This window comes from Streptomyces sp. NRRL S-350, from assembly GCF_000719705.1.
Taxonomy (GTDB): Bacteria; Actinomycetota; Actinomycetes; order Streptomycetales; family Streptomycetaceae; genus Kitasatospora.
Window position 1 is genome coordinate 21,695 of record NZ_JOHO01000006.1, and the last position, 23,224, is coordinate 44,918.

The following is a 23,224-nucleotide window of genomic DNA, read 5'->3' on the forward strand; positions in this document are numbered from 1 at the left end:
TGGTGCGGAAGGGGAGGGACGGGCGGGGAGGACGCGCGGGGAGGCCCGGTCAGCCCTCGTCGCCCGCGCGGAGCTCGGCGACGGCCGCCTCCAGACGGGCGCCGTACTCCTCGTCCGCGGCGTGGAAGTGGGCGAGGTTCTTCTCGACGATGTCGTCGCGCGTCACCTGCGACAGGAAGCCCGCGAGGTTGTCGATCAGGCGGGTCTTCTCGTCGGCCGACATCAGCCGGTACAGCTCGCCGGCCTGGAAGAAGTCGTCGTCCTTGGTGTGCGCGGGCGTGGTGTAGGTGCCGGTGTGGCCGTCGACCTTGACCGGCGCGGCGAGCACGTCGTCGGTCTGCGCCGGGCCGCCGTACGAGTTGGGCTCGTAGTTCCTGCCGCGGCCGGCCGTGTTGAGGGCCATCAGGCCGTCCCGGCCGTAGTTGGCGGCCTCGGTGGCGCGCGGGGCGTTCACCGGCAGCTGGGTGTGGTTGACGCCGAGGCGGTAGCGCTGGGCGTCCGCGTAGGCGAACAGCCGGCCCTGGAGCATCTTGTCCGGGGACGGGCCGATGCCGGGCACGAAGTTGTTCGGCGAGAACGCGGACTGCTCGACCTCGGCGAAGACGTTGTCCGGGTTCCGGTTGAGCACCAGGCGGCCGACCTTGACCAGCGGGTAGTCGGCGTGCGGCCACACCTTGGTGAGGTCGAACGGGTTGAAGCGGTAGTCGGCGGCCTCGGCGACCGGCATCAGCTGGACGTAGAGGGTCCAGGACGGGAACACCCCGCGCTCGATGGCCTGGTGGAGGTCGCGCTGGTGCGAGTCGGCGTCGGCGCCGACGACCTCGGCGGCCTGGCCGGCGTCCAGGCAGCGGATGCCCTGGTTGGTCTTGAAGTGGTACTTCACCCAGTAGGCGTCGCCGTCGGCGTTGACCCACTGGTAGGTGTGCGAGCCGTAGCCGTTCATGTGCCGGTAGGAGGCCGGGATGCCGCGGTCGCCGAACAGCCAGGTGATCTGGTGGGTCGAGGCGGGCGAGTGGGCCCAGAAGTCCCAGACGTTGTCCGGCTCCTGCACGCCGGTGTACGGGTCGCGCTTCTGCGAGTGGATGAAGTCGGGGAACTTGATCGGGTCCTTGATGAAGAACACCGGGGTGTTGTTGCCGACGAGGTCGTAGTTGCCCTGCTCGGTGTAGAACTTCAGCGCGAAGCCGCGCGGGTCGCGCACCGCGTCGCCGGCGCCCAGGTTGCCCGCCACGGTGGAGAAGCGCAGGAAGACCTCGGTGCGCTTGCCGACCTCGGCGAGGAACGCCGCCCGGGTGTACTGCGACACCTCGTCGGTGACCTCGAAGTAGCCGTACGCGCCGGAGCCGCGGGCGTGCACGACGCGCTCCGGGATGCGCTCGCGGTTGAACCGGGCCAGCTTCTCCAGCAGCTGCTGGTCCTGGATCAGCAGCGGGCCGTACTCGCCGGCCGAGGCCGAGTTCTGGTTGTCGGCGATCGGCGCGCCGGACTCCGTGGTCAGGATCTTGGACATGGAGGGTCCTTCAGGTGTCGATAAGGGCGGTGCGTGGAGGGTCGGCTGACGTCCGGTCAGGGCGTGCCGGGCGGGTGCCTCGGGTGTCTCAGGCGCCGAGCAGGCGCCGGACGGCCTCGTGGCGGCGGGCGGTCTCCTCACCGGAGGGAGCCGGCCGCAGCGCCGCGAGGGCGGCGCCGGTCGCGGCCGGGTCCGCCAGCGGGCGGGCGGCGGTCAGTGCGGCGGCGTCGTCGGCGGTCAGCCCGGCCCCGGTGAGGGCCGCGGCGGCCTCGGCGGCCGGGAGGGCGTTGAACCAGCGCAGCGCGAGGGCCGCGCGGCCGGCCTCGGTGAGGCGGCCGGTGAGCCGGAGGCGGGCGAGTCCGCCGTCCGGGTAGACGTTGATGCGCACGTGGGTCACCGGGCGGCCGGCGTCGAGCCGGAAGCGGTGCCGGGTGTCGGGCTGCAGGCGGGTGCGGGGCAGGAGTTCGAACCACTCGCCGTCGGCGGGGTCGGTCCCGGTCGAGGCGTCGAAGCCGATCAGGTCGGCCCAGCCGGGGGCATTGGCGACGAAGTGGGACGTGTCCACCTCGGCGGCCAGGACCTCACCGCCCCCGGCCAGGGCGATCTGCACCCAGTCGTTGGCCTTGTCGCGCCGACGCCGGGTCTCCCAACCGTCGCCCATGACGGAGGCACGGCCGGGAGCGTTCAGGTTGTGCGGGGAGGAGAAGTAGCGGTCGGACGCCGCCTCGGCCACGCCGCCGTACTCCTGCGCGGCCAGGTCGAAGGTCAGGCCGTCCAGCTCCCGCGGGTCGGGCAGCACTTCGCCGTGCACGCGCAGCCGGGCGACGCCGCCGTCCGGGAAGATGTTCAGCCGCACGTGGGTGTAGCGGGTGCCGTCCTCGACGGCGAACTCGTGGACGGTGTCGCCCCGGAGCGGGGTGCGCGGCACGAGCGTGGTCCAGTCGGCGGTCCGCAGTTCCTCCGGCGAGGGGTGGCCGGGGACGGACGCAGCCTCGACCGAGCCGGACTCCGGGTAGTTGCCGGTGAAGTGGGCGGTGTCCACGATGACGCCGCGGATCACACCGGCGGCGCCGAGCCGGACGATCACCCAGTCGTGGTCCTCGTCGGTGGGGTGCGGGTGCTCGGCGGAGACGCCGCGGCGGCGCTTGGACTCCCAGCCGTCCATGATCTGGCCCTTGTGGCCGAAGGTGTGCGGACGGAACTCGGCCGCCTTGGCGACCAGCAGGTTCTCGGCGTCCGCGAAGGTGTCCTCGTTGGTGGCGACGACGCCCGCGCCGAGCAGTCGGGAGGCCAGGTCGACCAGCTCGGTGAAGGGAGCACGGGGGGTGTCGGCAGTGGTCACTGACTCTCCTCTGTAGGCGCGTTCGGATTCAGACGCGATCGGACGGGGCGGTGGCGGCGGAGGTGGCCGGAGCGGCGGTGCCGGCCGGGGCGGCGGAGGTGGCGGCAGCGGGAGTGGTCGGCCGGGTGAGCTGGCGGCCGAAGGGCCGGGCGCCGGTGTCCACCTCGCGGCCGCGCAGCCAGGTGCTGCGCACCGAGCCGGTGAGGGTCCGCCCGGCGTACGGGGTGACGGGGTTGCGGTGGTGCAACCCGCTTGCGCGGACGGCGAATTCACCGTCGGGGTCGAAGGCGACCAGGTCGGCGTCGTGTCCGGGCGCGATGGCGCCCTTGGTGCCGGTGAGCCCGACCAGTTCGGCCGGTCCGGCGGACATCCAGCGCACGACGTCGGCCAGGGTGTGGCCGCGGCGGCGGGCCTCGGTCCAGACGGCCGGCAGGCCGAGCTGCAGCGAGGCGATGCCGCCCCAGGCGGCCGCGAAGTCCCCGCTGCCGCCGTACTCGGGCAGCAGCTTGAGGTCGGGGGTGGAGGGCGAGTGGTCGGAGACGACGGCGATGAACTCGCCGCGGCCCAGGGCCTCCCAGAGCGCGTCCCGGTTGGACTCGTCGCGGATCGGCGGGCAGCACTTGAAGGCGGTGTCACCGTCGGGCACCTGGTCGGCCGCGAGGGTCAGGTAGTGCGGGCAGGTCTCGGCGGTCACCTGGACGCCGTCCTCGCGCGCCCGGCGCAGCAGCGGCAGGACGGCGGCGGAGGAGACGTGCAGGATGTGGACCCGGGCCCCGGTGCGGCGGGCGGCGTCCAGCAGGTGGGCGACGGCCGCGGTCTCCGCGTCGGCGGGGCGGGAGGCGAGGAAGTCCCGGTAGTGGACGCCGGGTTGCTGCGGGGCGGCGGCGAGGACGGTCGGGTCCTCGGCGTGGATGATCGCCAGCGCCCCGATCCGGGCCTGCTCGGCCAGTGCGGCCTCCAGGTCGGGGCCCTCGACGTGCGGGAACTCGTCGACGCCGGAGGGGGCGAGGAAGCTCTTGAAGCCGAACACGCCCTCGCGGTGCAGGGGTTCGAGGTCCGCGACGTTTCCGGGGACGGCGCCGCCCCAGAAGCCGAGGTCGACCCAGGCCTGGCCCTCGGCGGTCTTCCGCTTGGTCAGCAGTCCCTCGACCGTGGTGGTGGGCGGGATCGAGTTGAGCGGCATGTCGATGATCGTGGTGACGCCGCCGGCCGCGGCGGCCCGGGTGGCGGTGGCGAAGCCCTCCCACTCGGTGCGGCCGGGCTCGTTGACGTGGACGTGGGTGTCGACCAGGCCGGGCAGCAGGGCGGTGTCGCCGAGGTCGACGAGGTGCCGGTCGCCGACGGCGGGCGAGCCGTGTGCGACGACCTGCTCGATCTTCCCGTCCCGGATCAGCACGTCCGCGGGGCGCTCGCCGTCGGGCAGGACGACCCGCCGGGAGCGGATCACCGTGGGCTGGCTGAAAGGCATGGGGACCTCCGGAACCTTGGAGTCGGGGGTGGTTCGTGGGTGGCTCGAGGGCGGTTCGAGGGCGGTGGTGCGAGGGCGGAGGCGGGGGATTGCGGGGAGCCTAGGCCCGCCTTCAACAAAACGTCAATGGATGAACGTACGAGCGTTCAGCGCACCAACAGCCGGGCGGCCAACCGCTCCCCCGCGAGTTCGGCCAGCTCCGCGGCCTTGGTCATGCTGTCCCCCGGCCGTTCGGCCAGGTCGGTCAGCGCGATCGCGGCGGCGAAGCCCGCGGCCCGCCACTCGGGCTCGCCGAGTTCCAGCCGGCCCGCCACGGCGGCCACCCGAACCCCCGCCCGGGCGGCCGCCGCGGCAACTCCGGCGGGGGCCTTGCCATGGAGCGTCTGTGCGTCCAGGCAGCCCTCGCCGGTCACGACGAGGCGTGCCCCACGCACGGCCTCGTCGAAGCCCAGCAGGTCGAGCAGCAGCTCGATGCCGGGTCGCATGGTGGCGCCGAGCAGGGCCAGGGCGGCGAAGCCCACCCCGCCCGCGGCCCCGGCGCCGGGGGCCTGTCGGAGGTCCCGGCCGGTGGCCTCGGCGACCAGGTCGGCGAAGCGGGTCAGCCCTTCCTCCAGGACCAGCAGGTCGGCGCCGTCGGCGCCCTTCTGCGGGCCGTAGACGGCGGTGGCGCCGCGCGGCCCGAGCAGCGGATTGTCCACGTCGCAGGCCACCACGATCTCGACGCCGCCCAGCACGTCGGCCAGCGGACCGGGGTCGATCTCCGCGAGCCTGCGCAACGCGGCTCCGCCGGGCGGCAGTTCGGTGCCGTCGGCGTCTCGCAGCCGCACCCCGAGGGCCTGCACCATGCCGGCGCCGCCGTCCGTGCAGGCGCTGCCGCCGAGGCCGAGCACGATCCGCTTGGCGCCGAGCGAGACGGCCCGGGCGATCAGCTGGCCGACGCCGTAGGACCCGGCCGCGAGCGGGGCGGCCCGGCCGCCGGGCAGTCGGGCGAGCCCGGAGGCCTGCGCCAGCTCGACCACGGCGGTGTCACCCCGGACGGCGAGCGCGGCGGCCACCGGCAGGCCGGTCGGGCCGGCCACCTTGGCCGGAACGCGGTCGAAGCCGGCCGCGAGCGCGGCGGCCAGGGTGCCCTCGCCGCCGTCGGCGACGGGCAGTTCGCGCACCTCGGTGCCGGGCGCGGCGCGCCGGATGCCGGCGGCGATCCGGGCTGCCACCTCGGCGCCCTCCAGGGTGCCCTTGAACTTGTCGGGGGCGACGACCACATGGCCCTGGCGGGGGGTGGGGAGCATGGTGCGGTCCTCGCTTCCGAACGGGTGTGGCGGTGGTACTGCGACGTGCGTCAAGCATGGGCCCGGGGGCTCGGGGGTGCGATCCCCCCCGGCCGGTACGGCCACGAGGTCTTGCCCGGGCCTTCCGGAGCGGTCCGGAGCGGTCCGGAGGGCGCGCCCCGGGTGGTTCCAGGGGCGCGCCCCCTCCCCCCGTCCGGGGTGCGCCCCCTCCCCGCCGTTCCCCTCGTCCCGCTTCCGACGTACGAGGGGCTCCCCTCGGCGGGGAGGGGGCCGGGCGACGCGTCGGGCACGACCGAAGTGCCCCCCGTGGAGGGTGTGCGCATCACCGGCTGGATCGACCGGCGGGCGGGCGGATGAGCCCCGGCCCGCCCGCCGGTCGGGTAGAGCCCCTGGCGGCGCGGGCACGACCGGATGGGTACACGCCGCCAGGGGAGCTTGGGCGGGGGCTCCGTGCGGGAGCCCCCGGGGGGTTACGCGACCTCGCGGCCGGAGAGCCGCTCGACGCCGCGCAGCAGCGCCGAGTGGTCGAGCGAGCCGTCGCCGTTGGCCCGGGCGGAGGCGACCAGCTGGGCCACCACGGCGCCGACCGGCAGCGCGGCGCCGACGGCGCGGGCGGCGTCGGTGACGATGCCCATGTCCTTGTGGTGGAGGTCGATCCGGAAGCCGGGGGCGAACTCGCGGTTCAGCATGTTCGCCTTCTTGCGGTTGAGCACGGTCGAGCCGGCCAGGCCGCCGCCGAGCACGTCCAGGGCGGCCCCCAGGTCGACCCCGGCGTTCTCCAGGAACACCACGGCCTCGGCGAGCACCTGGATGTTGACCGCGACGATCAGCTGGTTGGCGGCCTTGACGGTCTGGCCGGCGCCGGCCGGGCCGACGTGGACGACCGTGGTGCCCAGCGCGTCGAAGAGCGGCTTGGCTTCGGCGAAGTCCTCGGCGGCGCCACCGACCATGATCGACAGGACCGCCTCGACGGCGCCGGCCTCGCCGCCGGAGACCGGGGCGTCCAGGGTGCGGACGCCCTTCTCCTTGGCGGCCGCCTCGACCCTGATCGAGGTCTGCGGGGTGATCGAGGACATGTCGATCACCAGGGTGCCCGGCTTGACGTTCTCCAGCACGCCACCGTCGCCCAGGATCGCCTGCTCGACGTGCGGGTCGGCCGGGACCATGGTGATGACGACCTCGGCGTCCCTCACCGCGTCGGCGATGCTGGTGGCGCCGTGGCCGCCGGCCGCGACCAGGGCGTCGATCGGCGGCTGGGTGAGGTTGTAGCCGGTGACGTGGTGGCCGGCCTTGACCAGGTTGGCGGCCATCGGGCTGCCCATGATGCCGAGGCCGATGAAGGCGATCTTGCGGCTCATCGCGTCGTTCCTTACGTCGTTCGTGGGGTGGGGAGGTTGCGGGCACTTGCGGGCACGCGCGGTCGTGTGTGGCGTTCACGGCCGTCGGCGGCCGCTCGCGGGCGCCGGCGGCGCCTACTCGGCGGCGCGCAGCTCGCGCGGCAGCCACCCGAAGCTGTCGGCGCTGACGCCGGTGGAGGGGCGGTACTCCAGGCCGATCGGGCCGCTGTAGCCGGCGGCGGTGAGCCGGGCGAACAGGTCCTCGAAGTCCAGCTCGCCGGTGCCGGGTTCGTTGCGGCCCGGGTTGTCGGCGATCTGCACGTGGCCGATGCGGTCGGCGTGGGTGTCGATGACCGCCGCCAGGTCCTCGCCGTTCTTGGCCAGGTGGTACAGGTCGCACAGGAACCGGGCGTTGTCCAGGCCGGTGGCGGCGTTGACCTTGTCGACCACCTCGACCGCGGCGGCGGCCGAGACCAGCGGGTAGTCCGGGGACTCCGCCGCGTTCAGGGCCTCGATCAGCAGGATCGCGCCGATGTCGTGCGCGGCCTTCGCGGCGAGCACCAGGTTCTCCAGCGCGAGGGCGTCCTGTTCGGCCGCCGCCACGCCATCGACCCGGTTGCCGTACAGCGCGTTGAGCGCCTTGGCGCCGAGGGAGCCGGCGAGCGCGGCGGCGACCGGGACGTTGGCCCGGAAGCGGTCCCGCTCGGAGGGCACCGAGACGGTACCGCGGGCGCCCTTGCCGAGGTCGTCCAGGAAGTTGAGGCCGGTGAGGCGGACTCCGGCGTCGGTGAACGCCTTGCGCAGCGCGTCCAGCTCGGCCCGGGAGGGGTCGTGCTCCTCCCCGAAGGGCCACCAGAGTTCGGCGGCGGTGAAGCCGGCCTCGGCGGCCGCGGCGGGGCGCTCCAGGAGCGGCAGTTCGCCGAACAGGATCGACAGGTTGACCGTGTAGTGGTGCTTGGCAGCCGCCGTCACGTCACTCACCTCTCAGCTCTCTTCCGTCATCCGCAACTTCCACGATCCGGAAGAGGGATTCTGTGTGGTGGAAGCATCTCCGGACGGCGAAGCGGGTGTCAAGGGAGCCGCAACATTTTGTTGAAGCCGCCTCCACCGCTCGCCGGCCCCCGGCCTCCGCCTGTGGGATCACCCAGCCCCTGCCCGCCCCCACCCCCGCTCGCTACAGTGATCCCGTGCGATTGATGGTGGAGTTCACGACAGAACCGTTCGAACTGGACACGTTCCCGGAGCACGCCGCGGCGGCCCGCAAGGTCGTCGACGAGGCCGGCCTGGCCGTGGCGGTCGGCCCCTTCGGGACCGGCGCCGAGGGCGGGGCCGAGGAGGTCCTCGCCGCGGTGACCAAGCTGCTCCGGGAGACCCTGGACGCCGGTGCGACCCGCATCTCCGTCCAGGTCAGCGTGCTGGACGAGGAGGGCGGTACGCCGTGACCGAGCACGTGGAACACCCGCTCGCCGCGGCGGTGAAGCCGCTACTGGACGCGGTCGGCGCGACACCCGTCCCCCTGGGCGAGGCGAAGGCCGAGGACGTCGTCCTGGAGTGGGAGGGCACGCCGGCCCTGGCCGTCCGGCTGCCGCACCTGAGCAGCGCACTGGACCGGCTGCTGGCCGAGATGGCCCGCCAGTTCGACGGCCGCCCGCTCTCCGAGCTCGACCGGCTGGAGAAGCAGCGGGTCGTCGCCCTGCTGGAGGAGCGCGGCGCCTTCACCGTCCGCCACGGCGTCGAGACGGTCGCCTCGGCGCTGGGCGTCAGCCGCTTCACGGTGTACAACTACCTGAACCGCCAGGAAGGCTCGAAGCCCTCCTGAACGGCTTCCGGGCGGGCCCGAACGGATCCCGCCCGGGGCGCGGGACCGCCCCGCCACGGGGGCTTCCGAACGGGTGACCCCGTCGGTACGGCAAGTCTGGATCGGCCGACGGCGGGGCACACTTGGCGGATCGCACACGAAAGGGCCCGCCATCGCGGGTCGGTTCAAAACGTAACCACCAACCGTTCAACAAAGTGTTGACGACCGGGTGGGGTCGATCTAGCTTTTCGGGGTGGCACCACTCTTCAGGAGGTCCACCCGTGACCAACCACCCCCACGCCCTTGACGCCCTGGCCGCGGCCGACGCCGCGGAGCTGGAAGAGATCCTGCTGGAGGTATGCTCCAGCCCCCGCTGGGCCGCCGCGGTCGCGGAGGCCAAGCCCTGGTCCGACCGCGCGGCCCTGCTCGCCGCCAACGCGGCGGCCATGGCCTCGCTCACGGCCGCGGACCTGCGCGACGCGATGGCCGGCCACGCCCGGATCGGCAACCCCAAGACGGGCGACGCCACCTCCGAGCGCGAGCAGGCCGGAATCCAGGGCGTGGACCAGGCCGTCCTCGACGAACTGCGCGAGGCCAACGCCGCCTACGAGGCGAAGTTCGGCCACGTCTTCCTGATCTGCGCGACCGGCCGCACCGCGGTCGGCATGCTCGCCGCACTGCGCGAACGCCACCCCAACGACGCCGCCACCGAGGCGGAGATCGTCCGCGAGGAACTGCGCAAGATCAACGACATCCGCCTCAACCGCCTGCTCGACGCGGCCTGACACGCCGTCAGGCAGCTCACCCGGCAGCCGTTGCGGCATGGTGCCGGATAGTTGGGGCAGCGAGTTGACACACCATCACCACTGCCATCAGTAAGGTCACTTCACCCATGACTGGCATCTCCACCCACGTGCTCGACACCAGCCTCGGCCGCCCGGCCGAAGGCGTCCCGGTCGAGCTCGCACTGCACACCGAGGGTGGCTGGCAGGTGCTCGGCACCTCCGCCACGGACTCCGACGGCCGGGTCAAGGACCTGCCGGCCGTGGAGGCGGGCTCGGTCGTCCGGCTGCTCTTCGACACCGGCGCGTACTTCACGCCCGGGTCCGCCGAGCCGCCGTTCTTCCCCGAGGTCTCGATCGTCTTCACGGTCGCGCCCGAACAGCACCACTACCACGTGCCGTTGCTGCTCAACCCGTTCGGATACTCGGTCTACCGCGGAAGCTAGTAGACCGACCTGGAAGCTCTAGGAGCCACGTCATGGCCCACGTGCTCGGTCAGAACCAGTACGGCAAGGCGGAGAACCGCATCGTCCGGATCTACCGCGACTCCACCCGGCACGAGATCAAGGACCTGAACGTCTCGGTCTCCCTCCAGGGTGAGTTCGAGGACGTCCACCTCACCGGGTCCAACGCCAACTGCCTCCCCACCGACACCACCAAGAACACCGTCTACGCCTTCGCCAAGGAGCACGGCATCGAGTCGGCCGAGGCCTTCGGGATCGTGCTGGCCCGCCACTTCGTCGACGACACCGAGCGCGGCGTCGTGCACAGCGCCCGGATCCGGATCGAGGAGTACACCTGGGACCGGATCAAGACGCCGGACAACTCGGCCCGCTTCATCGGCTCCGAGGAGGTCGGCCACTCCTTCGTCCGCAACGGCCAGGAGGTCCGCACCACCGAGGTGGTCTACGACGGCGAATCCGTCCAGGTCATCTCCGGCCTCAAGGACCTCGTCGTCATGAACTCCACCAACTCGGAGTTCTGGGGCTACATCAAGGACAGGTACACCACCCTGCAGGAGGCGTACGACCGCATCCTCGCCACCCAGGTGACCGCCCGCTGGAAGTACGGCTACAGCGGCAAGGCGGGCGAGGCCCAGCCCAACTGGAACCGCTCCTACGCGCACGTCAAGCGGCACATGCTGGAGGCGTTCGCCGAGACCTACTCCTACTCGCTGCAGCAGACCCTGCACGCGATGGGCAGCCGGGTCCTCAACAACCGCGCCGAGGTGGACGAGGTACGCCTCGAACTGCCGAACAAGCACCACTTCCTCGTCGACCTGGAGCCCTTCGGCCTCAAGAACGACAACGAGGTCTACTACGCCGCGGACCGCATGTACGGCCTGATCGAGGGCACCGTGCACCGCGAGGGCGTCGTCCCGGTCATCCCGGTCGCCTGACCTCCCCCCTCTCCGTGGACTCCGCCCGGAATCGCCGCACCCACCGGCCCGCACGAGCCGGTCGAGTCCGGGCGGGCCGGTCCGCCCGCACCACCCGTACCACCCCGAGCAGGACCCGCACCGCCCGCACCACCCCCAGCAGGACCCGCACCACCCGTACCAGCAGTTTCTCCACCCCCACCCACCGGAGTTCGTGTCTGCCTCGCGGCGGCCGGCCCGGGGCACTGGAGAGGCCGGCCGAGGGATCCTTGCACCGCCGTCCCGTCCTCGGCCACGACACCACCAGCCGCACTCCAGCGCCACGGGCGCGCCGGGAGCCACGGGCACAAGAGGGGCTCGACATGGCACCCAGCAGCACCAGCAGTACAGACGGCGGTTCCACCCCGGCAAGACCCCCTGGCCCGGACCAGTCCGCCGGCCTCCCCGGCAAGGCGTCCGGGCCGGGGATCCACCCCGTGGACGAGATGCTGCCCCCGGTGAAGCTGTTCTCCACCGGACTCCAGCACGTCGCCGCGATGTACGCGGGGGTCGTCGCACCCCCGCTCATCGTCGGCGCCGGCGTCGGGCTCTCCCCCGCCGAACTCGCCCTGCTCATATCGGCCAGCCTGTTCACCGCCGGACTGGCCACCCTCCTCCAGACCCTCGGCGTCTGGAAGATCGGCGCGCGGCTGCCGTTCGTCAACGGCGTCTCCTTCGCGGGAGTCGCGCCCATGATCGCCATAGCGAAGGGCTCCATCGAAAGGACGGGGAGTCCGAAGGACGCCCTCCCGGTGATCTTCGGAGCGGTGATCGTCGCGGGAGCCCTGTGCTTCCTCGCGGCGCCCTACTTCTGCAAGCTCATCCGGTTCTTCCCCCCGGTCGTCCAGGGCACCGTGATCACCCTCATCGGGGTGTCCCTGCTCCCGGTGGCGGTCAACTGGGCGCGCGGCGGCTCGCCGGGCGCCCCCGGGTACGGCTCCATGCGGGCCATCGGCCTCGCCGCGATCACCCTCGTCGCGGTGGTGCTCTGCAACCGGCTGCTGCGCGGCTTCTGGCAGCAGCTCTCCCTGCTCGTCGGACTGGCGTTCGGCACCCTGATCGCCCTCCCGCTGGGCCTCGCCGACTTCGGCGCGGTCCACGACGCGAAGATCTTCGCGCTCCCCTCCCCGTTCCACTTCGGCGCGCCCGAGTTCGACGCGGCCGCGATCGTCTCGCTCTGCATCGTCATGGTGGTCTCGATGACCGAGTCCACCGCCGACATGCTCGCACTCGGCAAGATCGTCGACCGCGAAGCCGACGAACCCACCCTCGCCGCCGGCCTGCGGGCCGACGGACTGGCCACCGCGCTCAGCCCCGTCTTCAACGGCTTCGCCGCCAGCGCCTTCGCCCAGAACATCGGACTGGTGGCGCTGACGAAGATCCGCAGTCGGTTCGTGGTCGCGGCCGGCGGAGGCATCCTGGTCCTGCTGGGGCTGTTCCCCGTGCTGGGCTCGGTCGTCTCCCTGGTGCCGCAGCCCGTCCTCGGCGGCGCCGGGATCGTGCTCTTCGGCACGGTCGCGGCGAGCGGCATCCGCACCCTCGCCGAAGCCGGCATGGAATCGAGCTCCCACACCATCCTGGTGTCGGTCTCGCTCGGGGTAGGCATCATCCCGATAGCCGTGCCGACGTTCTACGACTCCTTCCCGGAGGCCGTCCGGACCCTGATGCACTCGGGGATCTCGGCGGGCTGCGTGATGGCCGTCCTGCTCAACCTGCTCTTCCACCACGTCGGAGCCGCCCGCCGGACCAGAACCGGCCAGGGCTCCGGCGCGACGGTGCCGACGGCGACACCGTCCTGACCGGTCCCGGAGGAGCGCGCCTCGCCCGACGTGCGCTCCTCCCGGCCCTCCCCCATAGGAGTGACACCATGGCAGTCCAGCCCCCGCCCGCCGACCAGCGGATCGTGATCGAGAACGTCGCGATCGCCACCGTCGACGCCAACGACACCGAGTACGCCCGCGGCCACGTCGTCATCCTCGGCAACACGATCGAATCGGTCGGCGACGGCCCCGCCCCGGCGTGGCTGGACAACGTGGTGCGCCGGATCAACGGCGAGGGACACCTGGTCACCCCCGGCCTGGTCAACACCCACCACCACTTCTACCAGTGGATCACCCGCGGCCTCGCCCAGGACGACATCCTGTTCGACTGGCTGGTCGCCCTCTACCCGACCTGGGCGCGGATCGACGAGAAGCTCGTCCACGCCGCCAGCCAGGGCTCCGCCGCCGCACTGCTCAAGTCCGGCTGCACCACCGCCTCGGACCACCACTACGTCTTCCCCGAGAACGGCGGCGACGTCCTCGGCGCGTCCATCGAGGCCGTCCAGGAGCTCGGCCTGCGCTTCACCGCACTGCGCGGCTCCATGGACCGCAGCAAGAAGGACGGCGGCCTGCCGCCGGACCACGCCGTCGAGGAGCTGGACGACATCCTGGCCGCCTCCGAGGCCGCCGTGGACACGTACCACGACTCCTCCTTCGGCTCGATGCTGCACGTCGCCATCGCGCCCTGCTCGCCCTTCTCGGTCTCCACCGACCTGCTCCGCCAGTCCGCCGAACTCGCCCGCCGCAAGGGCGTCCGGCTGCACACCCACGGCTCGGAGACCGCCGAGGAGGAGCAGTTCTGCAAGGAACTGTTCGGCATGGGCCCCACCGACTACTTCGAGTCGGTCGGCTGGCTCGGCGAGGACGTCTGGATGGCGCACTGCGTCCACATGAACGACTCCGACATCGCCAAGTTCGCCGAGACCGGCACCGGCGTGGCCCACTGCCCGTCCTCCAACGCCCGTCTGGCCGCCGGCATCGCCCGGGTGCCGGACATGCTCCGGGCCGGCGTCCCGGTCGGCCTCGGCGTGGACGGCACCGCCTCCAACGAGTCCGGCGAACTCGGCACCGAGCTGCGCAACGCCCTGCTGATCAACCGCCTGCACGGCTCCCCCACCGCCCTGACCGGACGGCAGGCGCTGCGCCTCGGCACCATGGGCGGCGCCCGGGTGCTCGGCCGGCAGGACGAGATCGGCTCCATCGAGGCCGGCAAGCTGGCCGACCTGGCGCTCTGGAAGATCGACGGGGTCATGCACTCCTCCATCGCCGACCCGGTCGCCGCCCTCACCTTCGGTGCGCTGCCCCCGCTCTCGGTGCTGTTCGTCAACGGCAACGCGGTGGTCGAGAAGGGGCAGCTCACCACCGTCAACGAGGACCGGATCGCGCGCGACTGCGCCCGCGCCGCCCGCGAGCTGGCGGCCCGACCGGTCTGACACCTCCACCGGACTCCGGGAGCACCCAGGGACGGTGCGCTCCCGGACTCCGCGCACCCCGGCGGGTACGCGGAACGCGGCCCCGGACCCACGGCGAGGGTCCGGGGCCGCGGCGTGAACGCACGCCCGACGGCCAACGGCGAACCGCGAACGGCGAACGGCGAACGGCGAACGTCAAACGGGCACGACAAACAGCGAACGGCTGACAGATGATGACCGTTGTCATCTGTCAGCCGTTCGCTGCCGTTCGCTGCCGTTCGTTCGCAGCGGCCTGGCCGCCCGGCCGTTACGCGTCGCGCCCGATCGTCGCCAGGTAGGCCCGCCAGCCGCCGTGGTGGGTGATCTCGCGGTGCACGCCCCGCTCGACCTCGCCCCGGGCGAGCAGCATGGAGAAGCACGCGGAGCCGTCCTCCAGCTTGATCACGCCGAGCTCCAGCTCGCGCGGCTCGCCGGGCAGGATGACGTCCCTCAGCCGTTCCAGGCCGACCTCGTACAGCTCGCCCTCGATGGCGGTGTCGACGGCCGGGTCGGGCAGCAGCCCCGGGCAGACGTCCGTCCCGCCACTGTGGTCGATGGAGAAGAAGCGGTAGCCGGGAGCGGTCCTGGCCGGGCCGATCAGGGCGTCGGCGACCTTGGCGTGGAAGGGACCGCCGACCATCGCCTGGCCGTTGAAGAAGATGCGCGGCATCGGTGTGACTCCTCAGGTGGAAAAAGGCCGTTCCGTACGGCGCCAAGAGGACAGGTGGATTCGTCGCCGTACGGAACGGAGTAACGGGCCGCCGGAGTGCTACAGCCTGGCAGGCGGCAGCGGTGGCACCGGCGGATAGGTTGGGCTCAGCCCAGCAGGGGCAGCGCGGGGAGGGTCAGGAAGTCCGCGAACTCCTCGGCCAGGGCGACCTGTTCGAAGAGCTGGGCGGCCTCGCGCCAGCGGCCGGCGCTGTAGCTCTCCTCGCCCAGCTCGGCGCGGAGTTCGGCCAGCTCCGCCGCGACCATGGTGCGGACGAGTTCGGCCGTCGCCTTCTCGCCGGTGTCGGACAGCACGACCCCGTTGTGGATCCACTGCCAGATCTGCGAGCGGGAGATCTCGGCGGTGGCGGCGTCCTCCATCATGTTGAAGATGCCGACCGCGCCCATCCCGCGCAGCCAGGCCTCGATGTACCGGATGCCGACCTGGACGGCGTTGTGCAGCCCCGCGTGGGTGCAGGTGCCGCCGGCGCCGGCGATGTCGAGCAGCTGGGCGGGGGTGACCGGTTCGGAGGGGCCGGGATTGTCCTTCTGGTGGGGCCGCTCGCCGAGCACCGCGTCGAAGGACGCCCGGGCGACCGGCACGAGGTCCGGGTGGGCGACCCAGGAGCCGTCGAAGCCGTTGCCGGCCTCGCGGTCCTTGTCGGCCTTGACCTTCTCCAGCGCGGCGGCGTTGACCTCCGGGTCCTTGCGGCTGGGGATGAACGCGGCCATGCCGCCGATCGCGTGGGCGCCGCGCCTGTGGCAGGTCCGCACGAGCAGGCGGGTGTAGGCGGCCATGAACGGCGAGGCCATGGTGACGCTGTTGCGGTCCGGCAGGATGTAGTGCTCGCCGGCGTCGCGGAAGTTCTTGACGATGGAGAACAGGTAGTCCCAGCGCCCGGCGTTGAGGCCGGCCGCGTGGTCGCGCAGTTCGTAGAGGATCTCGTCCATCTCGAAGGCGGCGGTGATGGTCTCGATCAGGACGGTGGCGCGGACGGTGCCGTGCGGGATGCCGAGTTCGGCCTGGGCGTGGGTGAACACGTCGTTCCAGAGCCGGGCTTCGAGGTGGCTCTCGGTCTTGGGCAGGTAGAAGTACGGCCCGGAGTTGGGGTCCTCGGGGTCCTCGGCGCGCTTGGCGAGCAGCCGGGCGGCGTTGTGGAAGAAGTACAGCCCGAAGTCGAGGAACGCGCCGGCCACGGGGGTGCCGTCGACCAGCAGGTGGTTCTCGTCGAGGTGCCAGCCGCGCGGGCGCACCACGACGGTGGCGAGTTCGGCGGCGGGCTTGAGGGCGTACGCCTTGCCGGCGGGGGTGGTGAAGTCGATCCGGCCTTCGAAGGCGTCGATCAGGTTGATCTGGCCGCTCACCACGTTCTCCCAGGTCGGGGAGGTGGCGTCCTCGAAGTCGGCGAGCCAGATCCTCGCCCCGGAGTTGAGGGCGTTGACGACCATCTTGCGGTCGGTCGGGCCGGTGATCTCGACCCGGCGGTCCTGGAGGGCGCGGGGTGCCTCGGCGACCTTCCAGTCGGCGGCCCGGACCTGCGCGGTCCCGGGCAGGAAGTCCAGCGTGCCGGCTGCCGCGATCTCGGCGCGGCGGGCCTTCCGCCTGGCCAGGAGTTCCTGCCGGCGGCCCTCGAAGGCGCGATGGAGGCCGACGACGAAGGCGATCGCCTCCGGAGTGAGCACCTCCTCCGCCCGGTGGACGCGAGGACCGGCGACAGTGACGACCGGGGCGGCGGGGGAGGCGCCGGCGGGTCCTTGATCTGCAGCCATGAGCAGGACACTCCTAAGCGGTTGAGCCTGGCGAAGGGAGTTCCGGTGGGAACTTCCTCGGGAACTTCCTCGATCGGAACCCACCTGTCGGCGAGTTCGATTCTGTAAGGTGGAGACTAGTTTCCGCGATACAGAATTTCAACGGTTTGTTGAAAGAGTCGCCGGGACTCTACTCCTCCCCGACAGCGAAGGGAACGCCGGTGGTCGCGACCCCCGACACAGCATCGACGACAGGCTCCGACCGCGCGAGCGGCGGCGTGCAGTCCGTCGAGCGCGCCTTCCAACTCCTGGAGGCACTGGCCGACTCCGGCGGCGTCGCCACCCTCAGCGAGCTCTCCACCAGTTCCGGCCTCCCGATGCCGACCATCCACCGACTGGTTCGTACCCTCGTCCAGCAGGGCTATGTCCGCCAGGACACCGCCCGCCGCTACACCCTCGGCCCCCGGCTGATCCGACTGGGCGAGACCTCCGGCCGCCTGCTCGGCAGCTGGGCCCGCCCCTACCTGGCCGAACTCATGGAGGCCACCGGCGAGACCGCCAACCTGGCCGTCCTGGAGGGCGGCGAGGTGGTCTACGTCGGGCAGGTGCAGTCACGGCGCTCGATGCGGATGTTCACCGAGGTGGGGCGGCGGGTCCAACCGCACTGCACCGGCGTCGGCAAGGCCCTGCTCGCCCAGCTCCCCGAGGAGGAGGCCCGCGCCGTCCTCGGCCCCAACCCCCTGCCCGCGCACACCGAGTACACGGTCACCGACCCGCAGGAGCTGATCCGCCAGCTCGCCGAGGCCCGCGAGCGCGGCTACGTGGTCGACGACCAGGAGCAGGAGATCGGGGTCCGCTGCATCGCGCTCGCCGTCCCGGGCGCGCCGACGCCCACCGCGCTCTCGGTCTCCGGGCCGGAGGCCCGCATCCGGGCCCTGGAGGAGCAGGCCGGGGCCGCCTCACTGGTGCCGGTGATGCAGCAGATCGCCACCCGCCTGGGCCAGGTCCTCGCCCCCTGACGATTCGTCAACCCACCCGTGCCGTCGGAAGGGGCCGGACGCGGCAGGGGGAGTCCGGCCGAGGACCGGCGAACACCCACCGTCCTCCTTTCGAGCGGACGGCGGGCGGGTTGTGACCGGTCCCGTCGTCGGCTCGGCCACCCTGGTGCGGACGCGGCCCGCAACGGCGCGGGCGGCCGGGACACGAGGGCAGGGTGAGCGGCATGGAGCACCGGGGAGTGCGCGGCACCGTACGGGACGGCGCGAGCGGCAGCGCGTCGGGCGGCGCCGGACGGGGCAGGGCGTCGGGCGGCGCCGGGTGGGCCGCGGCGGTTGCGGCGGGCTGCGCGGTGGCGGTCCTGGTCACCAGCCCGTCCTGGGCACTGCGGCGGCCCGAGCCGCGGCCGGCGGTGGAGGTCGTCGCGCCGGGCGCGCCCGCGGCGTCCGTGCTGCCAGCGGTGGCCGACGCGTCCACGCTGCCGGCGCCGGTCGGGGCCTCCACGCTTCCCGCTCCGGTCGGGGCTTCGACGCTTCCGGCGCCGGTCGGGGCCTCGACGCTTCCGGCGCCCGCCCTCGCCGGGCCGTCCACCCTGCCCGCCCTGGCAGCCGTGCCGTCCGACTCCGACCTGGTGGTGGTCCGGATCGACCCGGATCCGGCGGCGCCCGGCCTCACCACGACCGTCCACGCCTTCGTCGCCAACCGCGGCCCGGACACCACCGCCTCACCGTTCACCGTCGTGGTCACCCTGCCGAAGGGCGTCACCGCCGAGGGCCCGTTCTTCCCCCAGGAGTGCAGGGTCCTGGAGCACGGTCGACAGGTGCGCTGCGTCTTCGGGCCCGGCCTGCCGCCCCTGCGCAGTGCGACCGCGCTCGTCCCGGTCCGGCTCTCCCCCGAGCTGCCGGTCGGCACGCTCCACGGCGGCTCGGTCGCGGTGCACGGCGCGGACGACCAGCGCGAGGACGGCAACCGGCAGCCGTTCGACATCACGGTCGTCGCAACGGCTGCCGGTTCCTGAGAGCGGCTGGTCCCCGGACTACGCGGCGGGCCCGGGTCTACGGCCGTCCGGCACCACGCGAGCCCGGGCCAAGCGGGCCCGGGCCAAGCGGGCCCGGGCTACGCGGACCCGGGCTACGCGGACCCGGGACTACCGGTAGACGCGGACGTAGTCGGCGGCCATGGTGATCGGGGCGGTCCCCTGCGGCGCGGGGTGGTACTTCCCCGCGCACACCGACAGGTTGAGGATCAGGTAAGCCGACCAGTTGGCGCCGACACCCTTGCCGTCCGAGAAGACCTTGACGCCGTTGACGTACCAGTCCACCGAGTTGGCGCCGTAGTAGGTGCCGACGGTCACCCACTGGTCCTTCGCGATGGCCTTCGCGTCGGTGTAGTAGTCGGGGTTGCCCGGGTTGACGTGGTTGGTCAGCTCCAGCAGGTTCGGATTGTCGGGGTGGTACTCGAAGGAGTCGATCTCCCCGTTGCCGTTCTTCCACGTCCACAGGGCCGGCCAGGCGCCGGTTCCGGAGGGCAGCTTGACCCGGGTCTCGGCGTAGTCCCCGGTCTTCACCTGGAAGCCCTCGCTGGAGCCCTCGGTGGTCAGGAAACCGGTGTTCCAGGACTGCGTGCCGTTCTCCAGTGCCGGCCCGCCGGGCGTGGCGGTGAAGGTGGCGACCCCGTTGGCGACGCTGACGTTGTTCTTGTTCAGCCAGTCCAGCTTGTTGTCGTCCGGGTTGTGGTTGCCGTACTTGTAGGCCGTGCTCTTGTCGCCGATCCAGCGCTGGCCCCAGCCGATCGGGCCGTTGAACTCGTCGGACCAGGTCAGCGACTTGCCGGCGACCGGGGAGGACGGCGCCGGGGTGGTCGGGTTCGCCGTGGCGCTCGGGGTCGCCGTGGGGGTGGCCGTAGGCGTGGGGGTGGCCGTAGGCGTGGCCGTGGCGGTCGGGGTGGCCGTCGGGGACGGGGCCGGCGTGGAGGTGCCGGTGGCGGAGACCACCAGCTGCTGCGCGGGCAGGTTGTGCCAGGCTCCGCCGAGGTCCTGCCAGAAGCCGAACTCGCTGTACGTCCCGGCGGGCAGGGTGCGCGCACCGCTGGTGAAGTTCACCCCGCTCGGGCAGATCTGCACGTTGGCGGCGTTGCCGGGGAAGTCCAGGTTGGTGCCGCGGGCGTCGCGCACACCCACACCCACGGTCTTCGCGGTGAAGCAGGCCGAGGAGTGCAGGCCGAGCGAGGCGGTGGCGGCCTGGCCCGCGACCATCGTGGCGGGGCCGAGGCGGTCCTGGGTGACGGTCGGCGCGGTGGCCGCCTGGGCACCGGCGACGGACGGCAGTCCGAGCAGGCCGGCACCGGTGACGGCGAGGGCCCCGGTGGCGGCGAGTGCGGCGTTGCGACCGCGGCGGGAGGGGCGGGCGTGGCGCGGCGCGTGGCGCTGGGCAGGCTTGGGCATGAGATGACCTCTGCGACGCCTGCGAGGTGAGCTGTCGGGTTCGGGCTGCAGTTGCCCGGCCGCCTGTGGAACGGCTTCACCCCTAGCCGCGGTCCGTACGGATGAGCACACGGACCGGGCGCCGACCTTGGTTCCCCCGCTCCCGTCCGCTGTGGTGCTCGGTGACCCGCCGACGGGTGGACGGGACTCGGCGTCCCGGCGGCGGGGTCCGCGAGGGCGGACGACCGTTGCAGGCTAGGCAGACCGTCCGTGAACGGACAACTCCGTCGGCCCGGTTGTCGTGCAGCTCACAGTGGTGTCGATCAACGACGCTGCGTCGCGGCCGAGTTGGATCAATGCCGACGGTCAGGCGAGCCAGGCGTCGACCGGCTCCCACCCTCCGGGGTCCGGGCCGGCTCCACGCGGTCGCGACCGCCCGCGCCACCATGACGCCCCCCGGGCCGTGCGTCTCACGGACCGGACCTCGGCAAAGCACCGACCGAGTGCACCCGGTCGGATAAATTGGAGGCCTGACATCTTCCGCAGTGCACAAGAGCAGTGCACGAGAGCACCGAACACGGACACGAGGAGCCGCCCCACCATGATCGTGCCCTTGCCCGCCTTCGCCGGCCGCACCTATCTCTTCCGGGCCGACAACGGCGCGGCCTTCCGCAACACCTACTCGGCCGACGGCACTCGGCTGCGCTGGGAGGGCCTCGGCGAGTCCGCGGGCCAGTGGGAGGACGTGCGGCTGCACGTCGCCGAGGTCGCGCCGGAGGTGTACTTCGTCAGCTGGACGGAGCAGAGCGGGATCACCGTCAGCCATGTGATGGACCTCGGCAAGCTGACGGTGCGGGCCTTCTGGACCTTCGAGGGCGAGGGCGGCCGGGTCGGCGAGCTGCACACCGGGACGCTGGAGCAGGTCGCCTGAGCCGCGTGACCACCGCACCCCCGGGGCCTCGGGCGCCGGGGGTGCGGGTCGTTCGGCAGCCTGTTCCTCAGTCGCCCCGCCCTCGGGGCCGGCCGGGCGGTCAGGCGGTCGGGCGGTCGGGCGGCCAGACGGTCGGGCGGTCGGGCGGTCAGGCGGTCAGGCGGTCTGGTTCGGCACCTTGAGGTGCTGGGACAGCCACTCCAGCGAGGACGGCAGCAGCGCGCTCCACGTCTCGAAGTTGTGGCCGCCCTTCTCCAGCATGCTGTACGAGACCGTCATCGGGCTGCGCACCGCGTTGACGAAGGCCTCGGTCTCCTGGCGGTAGTTGCCGTCGCCCTTCTTGGTGCCGGCCAGCAGGACGGACGCCTTCGGCTGCGGCAGGTTCTTCAGCCGCCACATCAGGTTCGCCTCGTCGCGGCGCTGCCTGCTGCCGCCGAAGAGGTCGCCCGTGGTCGGGTCGTCGGCGGCCTCGTAGTAGGCGGAGAGGGCGACGGCGGTCGGGAAGACGTCCGGGTGGCGCATGGCCAGCTTGAGCGCGCAGTAGCCGCCGGTCGAGTTACCCATGAAGGCCCAGGCCTGCGGGTCCGACGACACCCGGAAGCTGGCCTGGATCGCCGAGGGCACGTCCTTGGTGAAGTACGTGTCGGACTGCGGACCGTTCGGGACGTCCTCGCACTCGGTGTCCTGCGGCAGGGCGGGCGAAGGCCGCATCAGGACCATGACGGTCGGCTGCATCCGGCCCTCCTGCAACAGCTTGAGCGCCGCACCCGGGTAGTTGAACCGGGTGATCAGGTTCTCCGCGATTCCGGGGAAGCCGGTGCTGACGATCACGGCCGGGAACTGCCGGTGGGCGTACTCCGGCTGGAAGTACTGCGGGGGCAGGTAGACGTAGCCCTCGGTGGACAGGCGGCTGACCGCGCCGTCGATGCGGACCTTGCGGATCTCGCCGGACTGGGCGGGCTCACGGCCCAGGGCGCCGCCGCCCTTGACCGAGGCGCGGCCGATCGTCTCCACCAGCAGGCGGCCCGAGGCGTCCGCCTTGTTGTGGATGACCACCGGGCCGGTGTCGCCGGTGCCCAGCAGGTCGTCCCAACTGCTGTAGAACGCGAAGTAGTTGTTCGCCACCAGGCCCAGCGCGGCAAGCACCGTGAGCTGGGTGGCGAGCAGCGCGCCGATCCGGCCGAGCACCGCCTGCCAGGACTTCCTGGCCAGTCTGGGCCACAGCCAGACCGTGCCGGCCATCATCACGACGGCGATCAATACGGTCAGCGCCAACACCTTGTGGCTCGTCAGACCCATGTCCTGCTTGCTCCCACGCCTCGAACTCCAGTCCCCACCGCTGGGGACATCCGAGGAGGTCACCCCGGTTCCCCGGCCGGGGCGCGAGGACCAACCCTAGCGGTAGCTGGGAGAAAGCTGATGACGGCTGGGAGGGGACAGGGAGGCTGCCGGACGCCGGCGGACTGCGGACTGCCGACTGCCGACTGCCGACTGCCGACTGCCGACTGCCGACGGTAGTTGCCGGCGACCGCCCGCCCGGGCATGGGCGGCGCGACCGACAAGGGCGCCGGATCAGGCCACCCGCTTCCAGAGCCGCAGCCCCTCCGTGAGTTCGCGCATGCACCGCGCACCGAGGTCCCGGGGGGAACCCGGGCCGGTGGCGGGGGCGTCGGACGAGGCCCACTGCTCCAGGGCCACCCGGATCGCCGCGGTCGCCGCTGCCGCGGCCAGCCGGATCTCCAGCGGGTCGGTGTCCGCCGGGCAGCGCTCCGCGAGGACCGCGCGCAGTCGCACCTCCGACTCGGCGTGGACGCGCTGCCAGGTGCCTTCGAGTCGCGGGTCGCGCAGCAGGCTGCGGGTCCACTGCATCATTTCGGCGCCCGCCTCGTCGGCAGGCGTCAGGGACGCGGCCGCCGCGCTCTCCAGCGCCTCGCGCAGCGGCAGGTCCGCCGAGCCGTCGGCGAGCCGGTCGACCCACTGCCGCCCGCCGGCCGCGAGCAGCGGGGCGACGGCGTCCTCCTTGACGGAGAAGTACCGGTAGAAGGTGCGCAGCGAGATGCCTGCGGCGAGGGCGATCTCCTCGGCGGTGGTGGCGTCCGCGCCTCGTTCGGCGAAGAGCGCGGCGGCGGTGCGGGCGATCTCCAGCCGGGTGGTGTCACGGCGGCGCTGGTTGAGGGTGGGACGTCCGGTCACGGGGCCAGCCT

The 23,224-nt window shown here is 72.5% G+C and carries 19 protein-coding genes, 2 pseudogenes and 1 riboswitch; of the genes and pseudogenes, 10 read left to right on the forward strand and 11 right to left on the reverse strand.

Translation table 11 applies throughout. The annotated features are described in order from the left end of the window. Positions 1-49 precede the first annotated feature (49 nt). The 6 genes and pseudogenes from IF30_RS0107985 to IF30_RS0108010 form a co-directional block, all read right to left on the reverse strand. Positions 50-1,510, reverse strand: a complete 1,461-nt coding sequence (locus IF30_RS0107985) for a catalase (RefSeq protein WP_030233990.1) — start codon at positions 1,508-1,510, stop codon at positions 50-52. A gap of 295 nt (positions 1,511-1,805) precedes the next feature. Then, a pseudogene (gene alc / locus IF30_RS0107990) lies at positions 1,806-2,852 on the reverse strand (allantoicase); the annotation flags it as partial. Between the two features lie 28 nt (positions 2,853-2,880). Then, positions 2,881-4,320: an allantoinase AllB gene (gene allB / locus IF30_RS0107995; protein ID WP_078891213.1), complete on the reverse strand. Its 1,440-nt coding sequence runs from the start codon at positions 4,318-4,320 to the stop codon at positions 2,881-2,883. Positions 4,321-4,466: 146 nt separating this feature from the next. Further along, complete coding sequence (locus tag IF30_RS0108000) at positions 4,467-5,609, reverse strand: glycerate kinase (protein ID WP_030233996.1); 1,143 nt, start codon at positions 5,607-5,609, stop codon at positions 4,467-4,469. 470 nt (positions 5,610-6,079) lie between these two features. After that, positions 6,080-6,970: pseudogene (locus tag IF30_RS0108005) on the reverse strand (2-hydroxy-3-oxopropionate reductase); the annotation flags it as partial. Positions 6,971-7,081: 111 nt separating this feature from the next. Further along, positions 7,082-7,927: a TIM barrel protein gene (locus IF30_RS0108010; RefSeq protein ID WP_030234001.1), complete on the reverse strand. Its 846-nt coding sequence runs from the start codon at positions 7,925-7,927 to the stop codon at positions 7,082-7,084. Between the two features lie 206 nt (positions 7,928-8,133). On the opposite strand from IF30_RS0108010, the gene IF30_RS0108015 reads away from it, so the two are divergent. From IF30_RS0108015 to IF30_RS0108045, 7 genes are all read left to right on the forward strand, one after another. Then, positions 8,134-8,388: a thiamine-binding protein gene (locus IF30_RS0108015; protein ID WP_030234002.1), complete on the forward strand. Its 255-nt coding sequence runs from the start codon at positions 8,134-8,136 to the stop codon at positions 8,386-8,388. Beyond that, positions 8,385-8,765: a helix-turn-helix domain-containing protein gene (locus tag IF30_RS0108020; RefSeq protein WP_030234005.1), complete on the forward strand. Its 381-nt coding sequence runs from the start codon at positions 8,385-8,387 to the stop codon at positions 8,763-8,765. Before IF30_RS0108015 ends, IF30_RS0108020 begins: the two co-directional genes overlap by 4 nt. Positions 8,766-9,025: 260 nt before the next feature. Then, entirely contained in the window at positions 9,026-9,529 is a 504-nt protein-coding gene (gene uraD / locus IF30_RS0108025; protein WP_051709466.1) for a 2-oxo-4-hydroxy-4-carboxy-5-ureidoimidazoline decarboxylase, read from the forward strand. Between the two features lie 107 nt (positions 9,530-9,636). After that, the gene (uraH, locus tag IF30_RS0108030) at positions 9,637-9,972 is read left to right on the forward strand and encodes a hydroxyisourate hydrolase (protein WP_030234011.1); all 336 of its coding nucleotides are present in this window, start codon (positions 9,637-9,639) and stop codon (positions 9,970-9,972) included. Positions 9,973-10,004: 32 nt separating this feature from the next. Beyond that, positions 10,005-10,925, forward strand: coding sequence for a factor-independent urate hydroxylase (gene pucL, locus IF30_RS0108035; protein ID WP_030234014.1), 921 nt, complete (start codon positions 10,005-10,007; stop codon positions 10,923-10,925). Positions 10,926-11,389: 464 nt separating this feature from the next. Beyond that, a complete protein-coding gene (locus IF30_RS0108040; RefSeq protein WP_051709533.1) occupies positions 11,390-12,742 on the forward strand; it encodes a nucleobase:cation symporter-2 family protein in 1,353 nt (450 codons plus the stop codon). A gap of 68 nt (positions 12,743-12,810) precedes the next feature. After that, positions 12,811-14,196, forward strand: coding sequence for an 8-oxoguanine deaminase (locus tag IF30_RS0108045; RefSeq protein ID WP_030234019.1), 1,386 nt, complete (start codon positions 12,811-12,813; stop codon positions 14,194-14,196). A gap of 286 nt (positions 14,197-14,482) precedes the next feature. Here the strand turns inward: IF30_RS0108045 and IF30_RS0108050 are convergent, their stop codons facing one another. Together IF30_RS0108050 and aceB are read right to left on the reverse strand one after the other, a co-directional pair. Then, entirely contained in the window at positions 14,483-14,884 is a 402-nt protein-coding gene (locus tag IF30_RS0108050; RefSeq protein ID WP_030234022.1) for a gamma-glutamylcyclotransferase, read from the reverse strand. A 146-nt stretch (positions 14,885-15,030) separates the two neighbouring features. Further along, positions 15,031-16,692: a malate synthase A gene (gene aceB / locus IF30_RS0108055; protein WP_030234025.1), complete on the reverse strand. Its 1,662-nt coding sequence runs from the start codon at positions 16,690-16,692 to the stop codon at positions 15,031-15,033. Between the two features lie 200 nt (positions 16,693-16,892). On the opposite strand from aceB, the gene IF30_RS0108060 reads away from it, so the two are divergent. Together IF30_RS0108060 and IF30_RS43305 are read left to right on the forward strand one after the other, a co-directional pair. Beyond that, positions 16,893-17,690, forward strand: coding sequence for an IclR family transcriptional regulator (locus IF30_RS0108060; RefSeq protein WP_030234029.1), 798 nt, complete (start codon positions 16,893-16,895; stop codon positions 17,688-17,690). Positions 17,691-17,893: 203 nt separating this feature from the next. Then, positions 17,894-18,685 (forward strand): hypothetical protein, encoded by a 792-nt coding sequence (locus IF30_RS43305; RefSeq protein WP_158834829.1) that lies wholly within the window; start codon positions 17,894-17,896, stop codon positions 18,683-18,685. Between the two features lie 129 nt (positions 18,686-18,814). Here the strand turns inward: IF30_RS43305 and IF30_RS44960 are convergent, their stop codons facing one another. Continuing rightward, the gene (locus IF30_RS44960) at positions 18,815-20,110 is read right to left on the reverse strand and encodes a glycoside hydrolase family 16 protein (RefSeq protein ID WP_078891217.1); all 1,296 of its coding nucleotides are present in this window, start codon (positions 20,108-20,110) and stop codon (positions 18,815-18,817) included. Between the two features lies 1 nt (position 20,111). Further along, positions 20,112-20,277: riboswitch (cyclic di-AMP (ydaO/yuaA leader) on the reverse strand. Positions 20,278-20,690: 413 nt separating this feature from the next. Here IF30_RS44960 and IF30_RS0108075 point away from each other — a divergent pair. Continuing rightward, the gene (locus IF30_RS0108075) at positions 20,691-21,020 is read left to right on the forward strand and encodes a MoaF-related domain-containing protein (protein WP_030234038.1); all 330 of its coding nucleotides are present in this window, start codon (positions 20,691-20,693) and stop codon (positions 21,018-21,020) included. A 156-nt stretch (positions 21,021-21,176) separates the two neighbouring features. Here the strand turns inward: IF30_RS0108075 and IF30_RS0108080 are convergent, their stop codons facing one another. Continuing rightward, positions 21,177-22,319 (reverse strand): alpha/beta hydrolase, encoded by a 1,143-nt coding sequence (locus IF30_RS0108080; protein ID WP_030234041.1) that lies wholly within the window; start codon positions 22,317-22,319, stop codon positions 21,177-21,179. Between the two features lie 273 nt (positions 22,320-22,592). Further along, positions 22,593-23,213: a TetR family transcriptional regulator gene (locus tag IF30_RS0108085; RefSeq protein ID WP_030234042.1), complete on the reverse strand. Its 621-nt coding sequence runs from the start codon at positions 23,211-23,213 to the stop codon at positions 22,593-22,595. Positions 23,214-23,224: the final 11 nt, after the last annotated feature.

Bases quoted from the DNA above. Each gene is read 5' to 3' on its own strand.
- IF30_RS0108045 (WP_030234019.1), top strand. From the start codon at position 12,811: ATGGCAGTCCAGCCCCCGCCCGCCGACCAGCGGATCGTGATCGAGAAC.
- IF30_RS0108075 (WP_030234038.1), top strand. From the start codon at position 20,691: ATGATCGTGCCCTTGCCCGCCTTCGCCGGCCGCACCTATCTCTTCCGG.
- IF30_RS44960 (WP_078891217.1), bottom strand. From the start codon at position 20,110: ATGCCCAAGCCTGCCCAGCGCCACGCGCCGCGCCACGCCCGCCCCTCC.
- IF30_RS0107985 (WP_030233990.1), bottom strand. From the start codon at position 1,510: ATGTCCAAGATCCTGACCACGGAGTCCGGCGCGCCGATCGCCGACAAC.
- aceB (WP_030234025.1), bottom strand. From the start codon at position 16,692: ATGGCTGCAGATCAAGGACCCGCCGGCGCCTCCCCCGCCGCCCCGGTC.
- pucL (WP_030234014.1), top strand. From the start codon at position 10,005: ATGGCCCACGTGCTCGGTCAGAACCAGTACGGCAAGGCGGAGAACCGC.
- IF30_RS43305 (WP_158834829.1), top strand. From the start codon at position 17,894: ATGGAGCACCGGGGAGTGCGCGGCACCGTACGGGACGGCGCGAGCGGC.
- IF30_RS0108080 (WP_030234041.1), bottom strand. From the start codon at position 22,319: ATGGGTCTGACGAGCCACAAGGTGTTGGCGCTGACCGTATTGATCGCC.
- IF30_RS0108050 (WP_030234022.1), bottom strand. From the start codon at position 14,884: ATGCCGCGCATCTTCTTCAACGGCCAGGCGATGGTCGGCGGTCCCTTC.
- allB (WP_078891213.1), bottom strand. From the start codon at position 4,320: ATGCCTTTCAGCCAGCCCACGGTGATCCGCTCCCGGCGGGTCGTCCTG.
- uraH (WP_030234011.1), top strand. From the start codon at position 9,637: ATGACTGGCATCTCCACCCACGTGCTCGACACCAGCCTCGGCCGCCCG.
- IF30_RS0108000 (WP_030233996.1), bottom strand. From the start codon at position 5,609: ATGCTCCCCACCCCCCGCCAGGGCCATGTGGTCGTCGCCCCCGACAAG.
- IF30_RS0108040 (WP_051709533.1), top strand. From the start codon at position 11,390: ATGCTGCCCCCGGTGAAGCTGTTCTCCACCGGACTCCAGCACGTCGCC.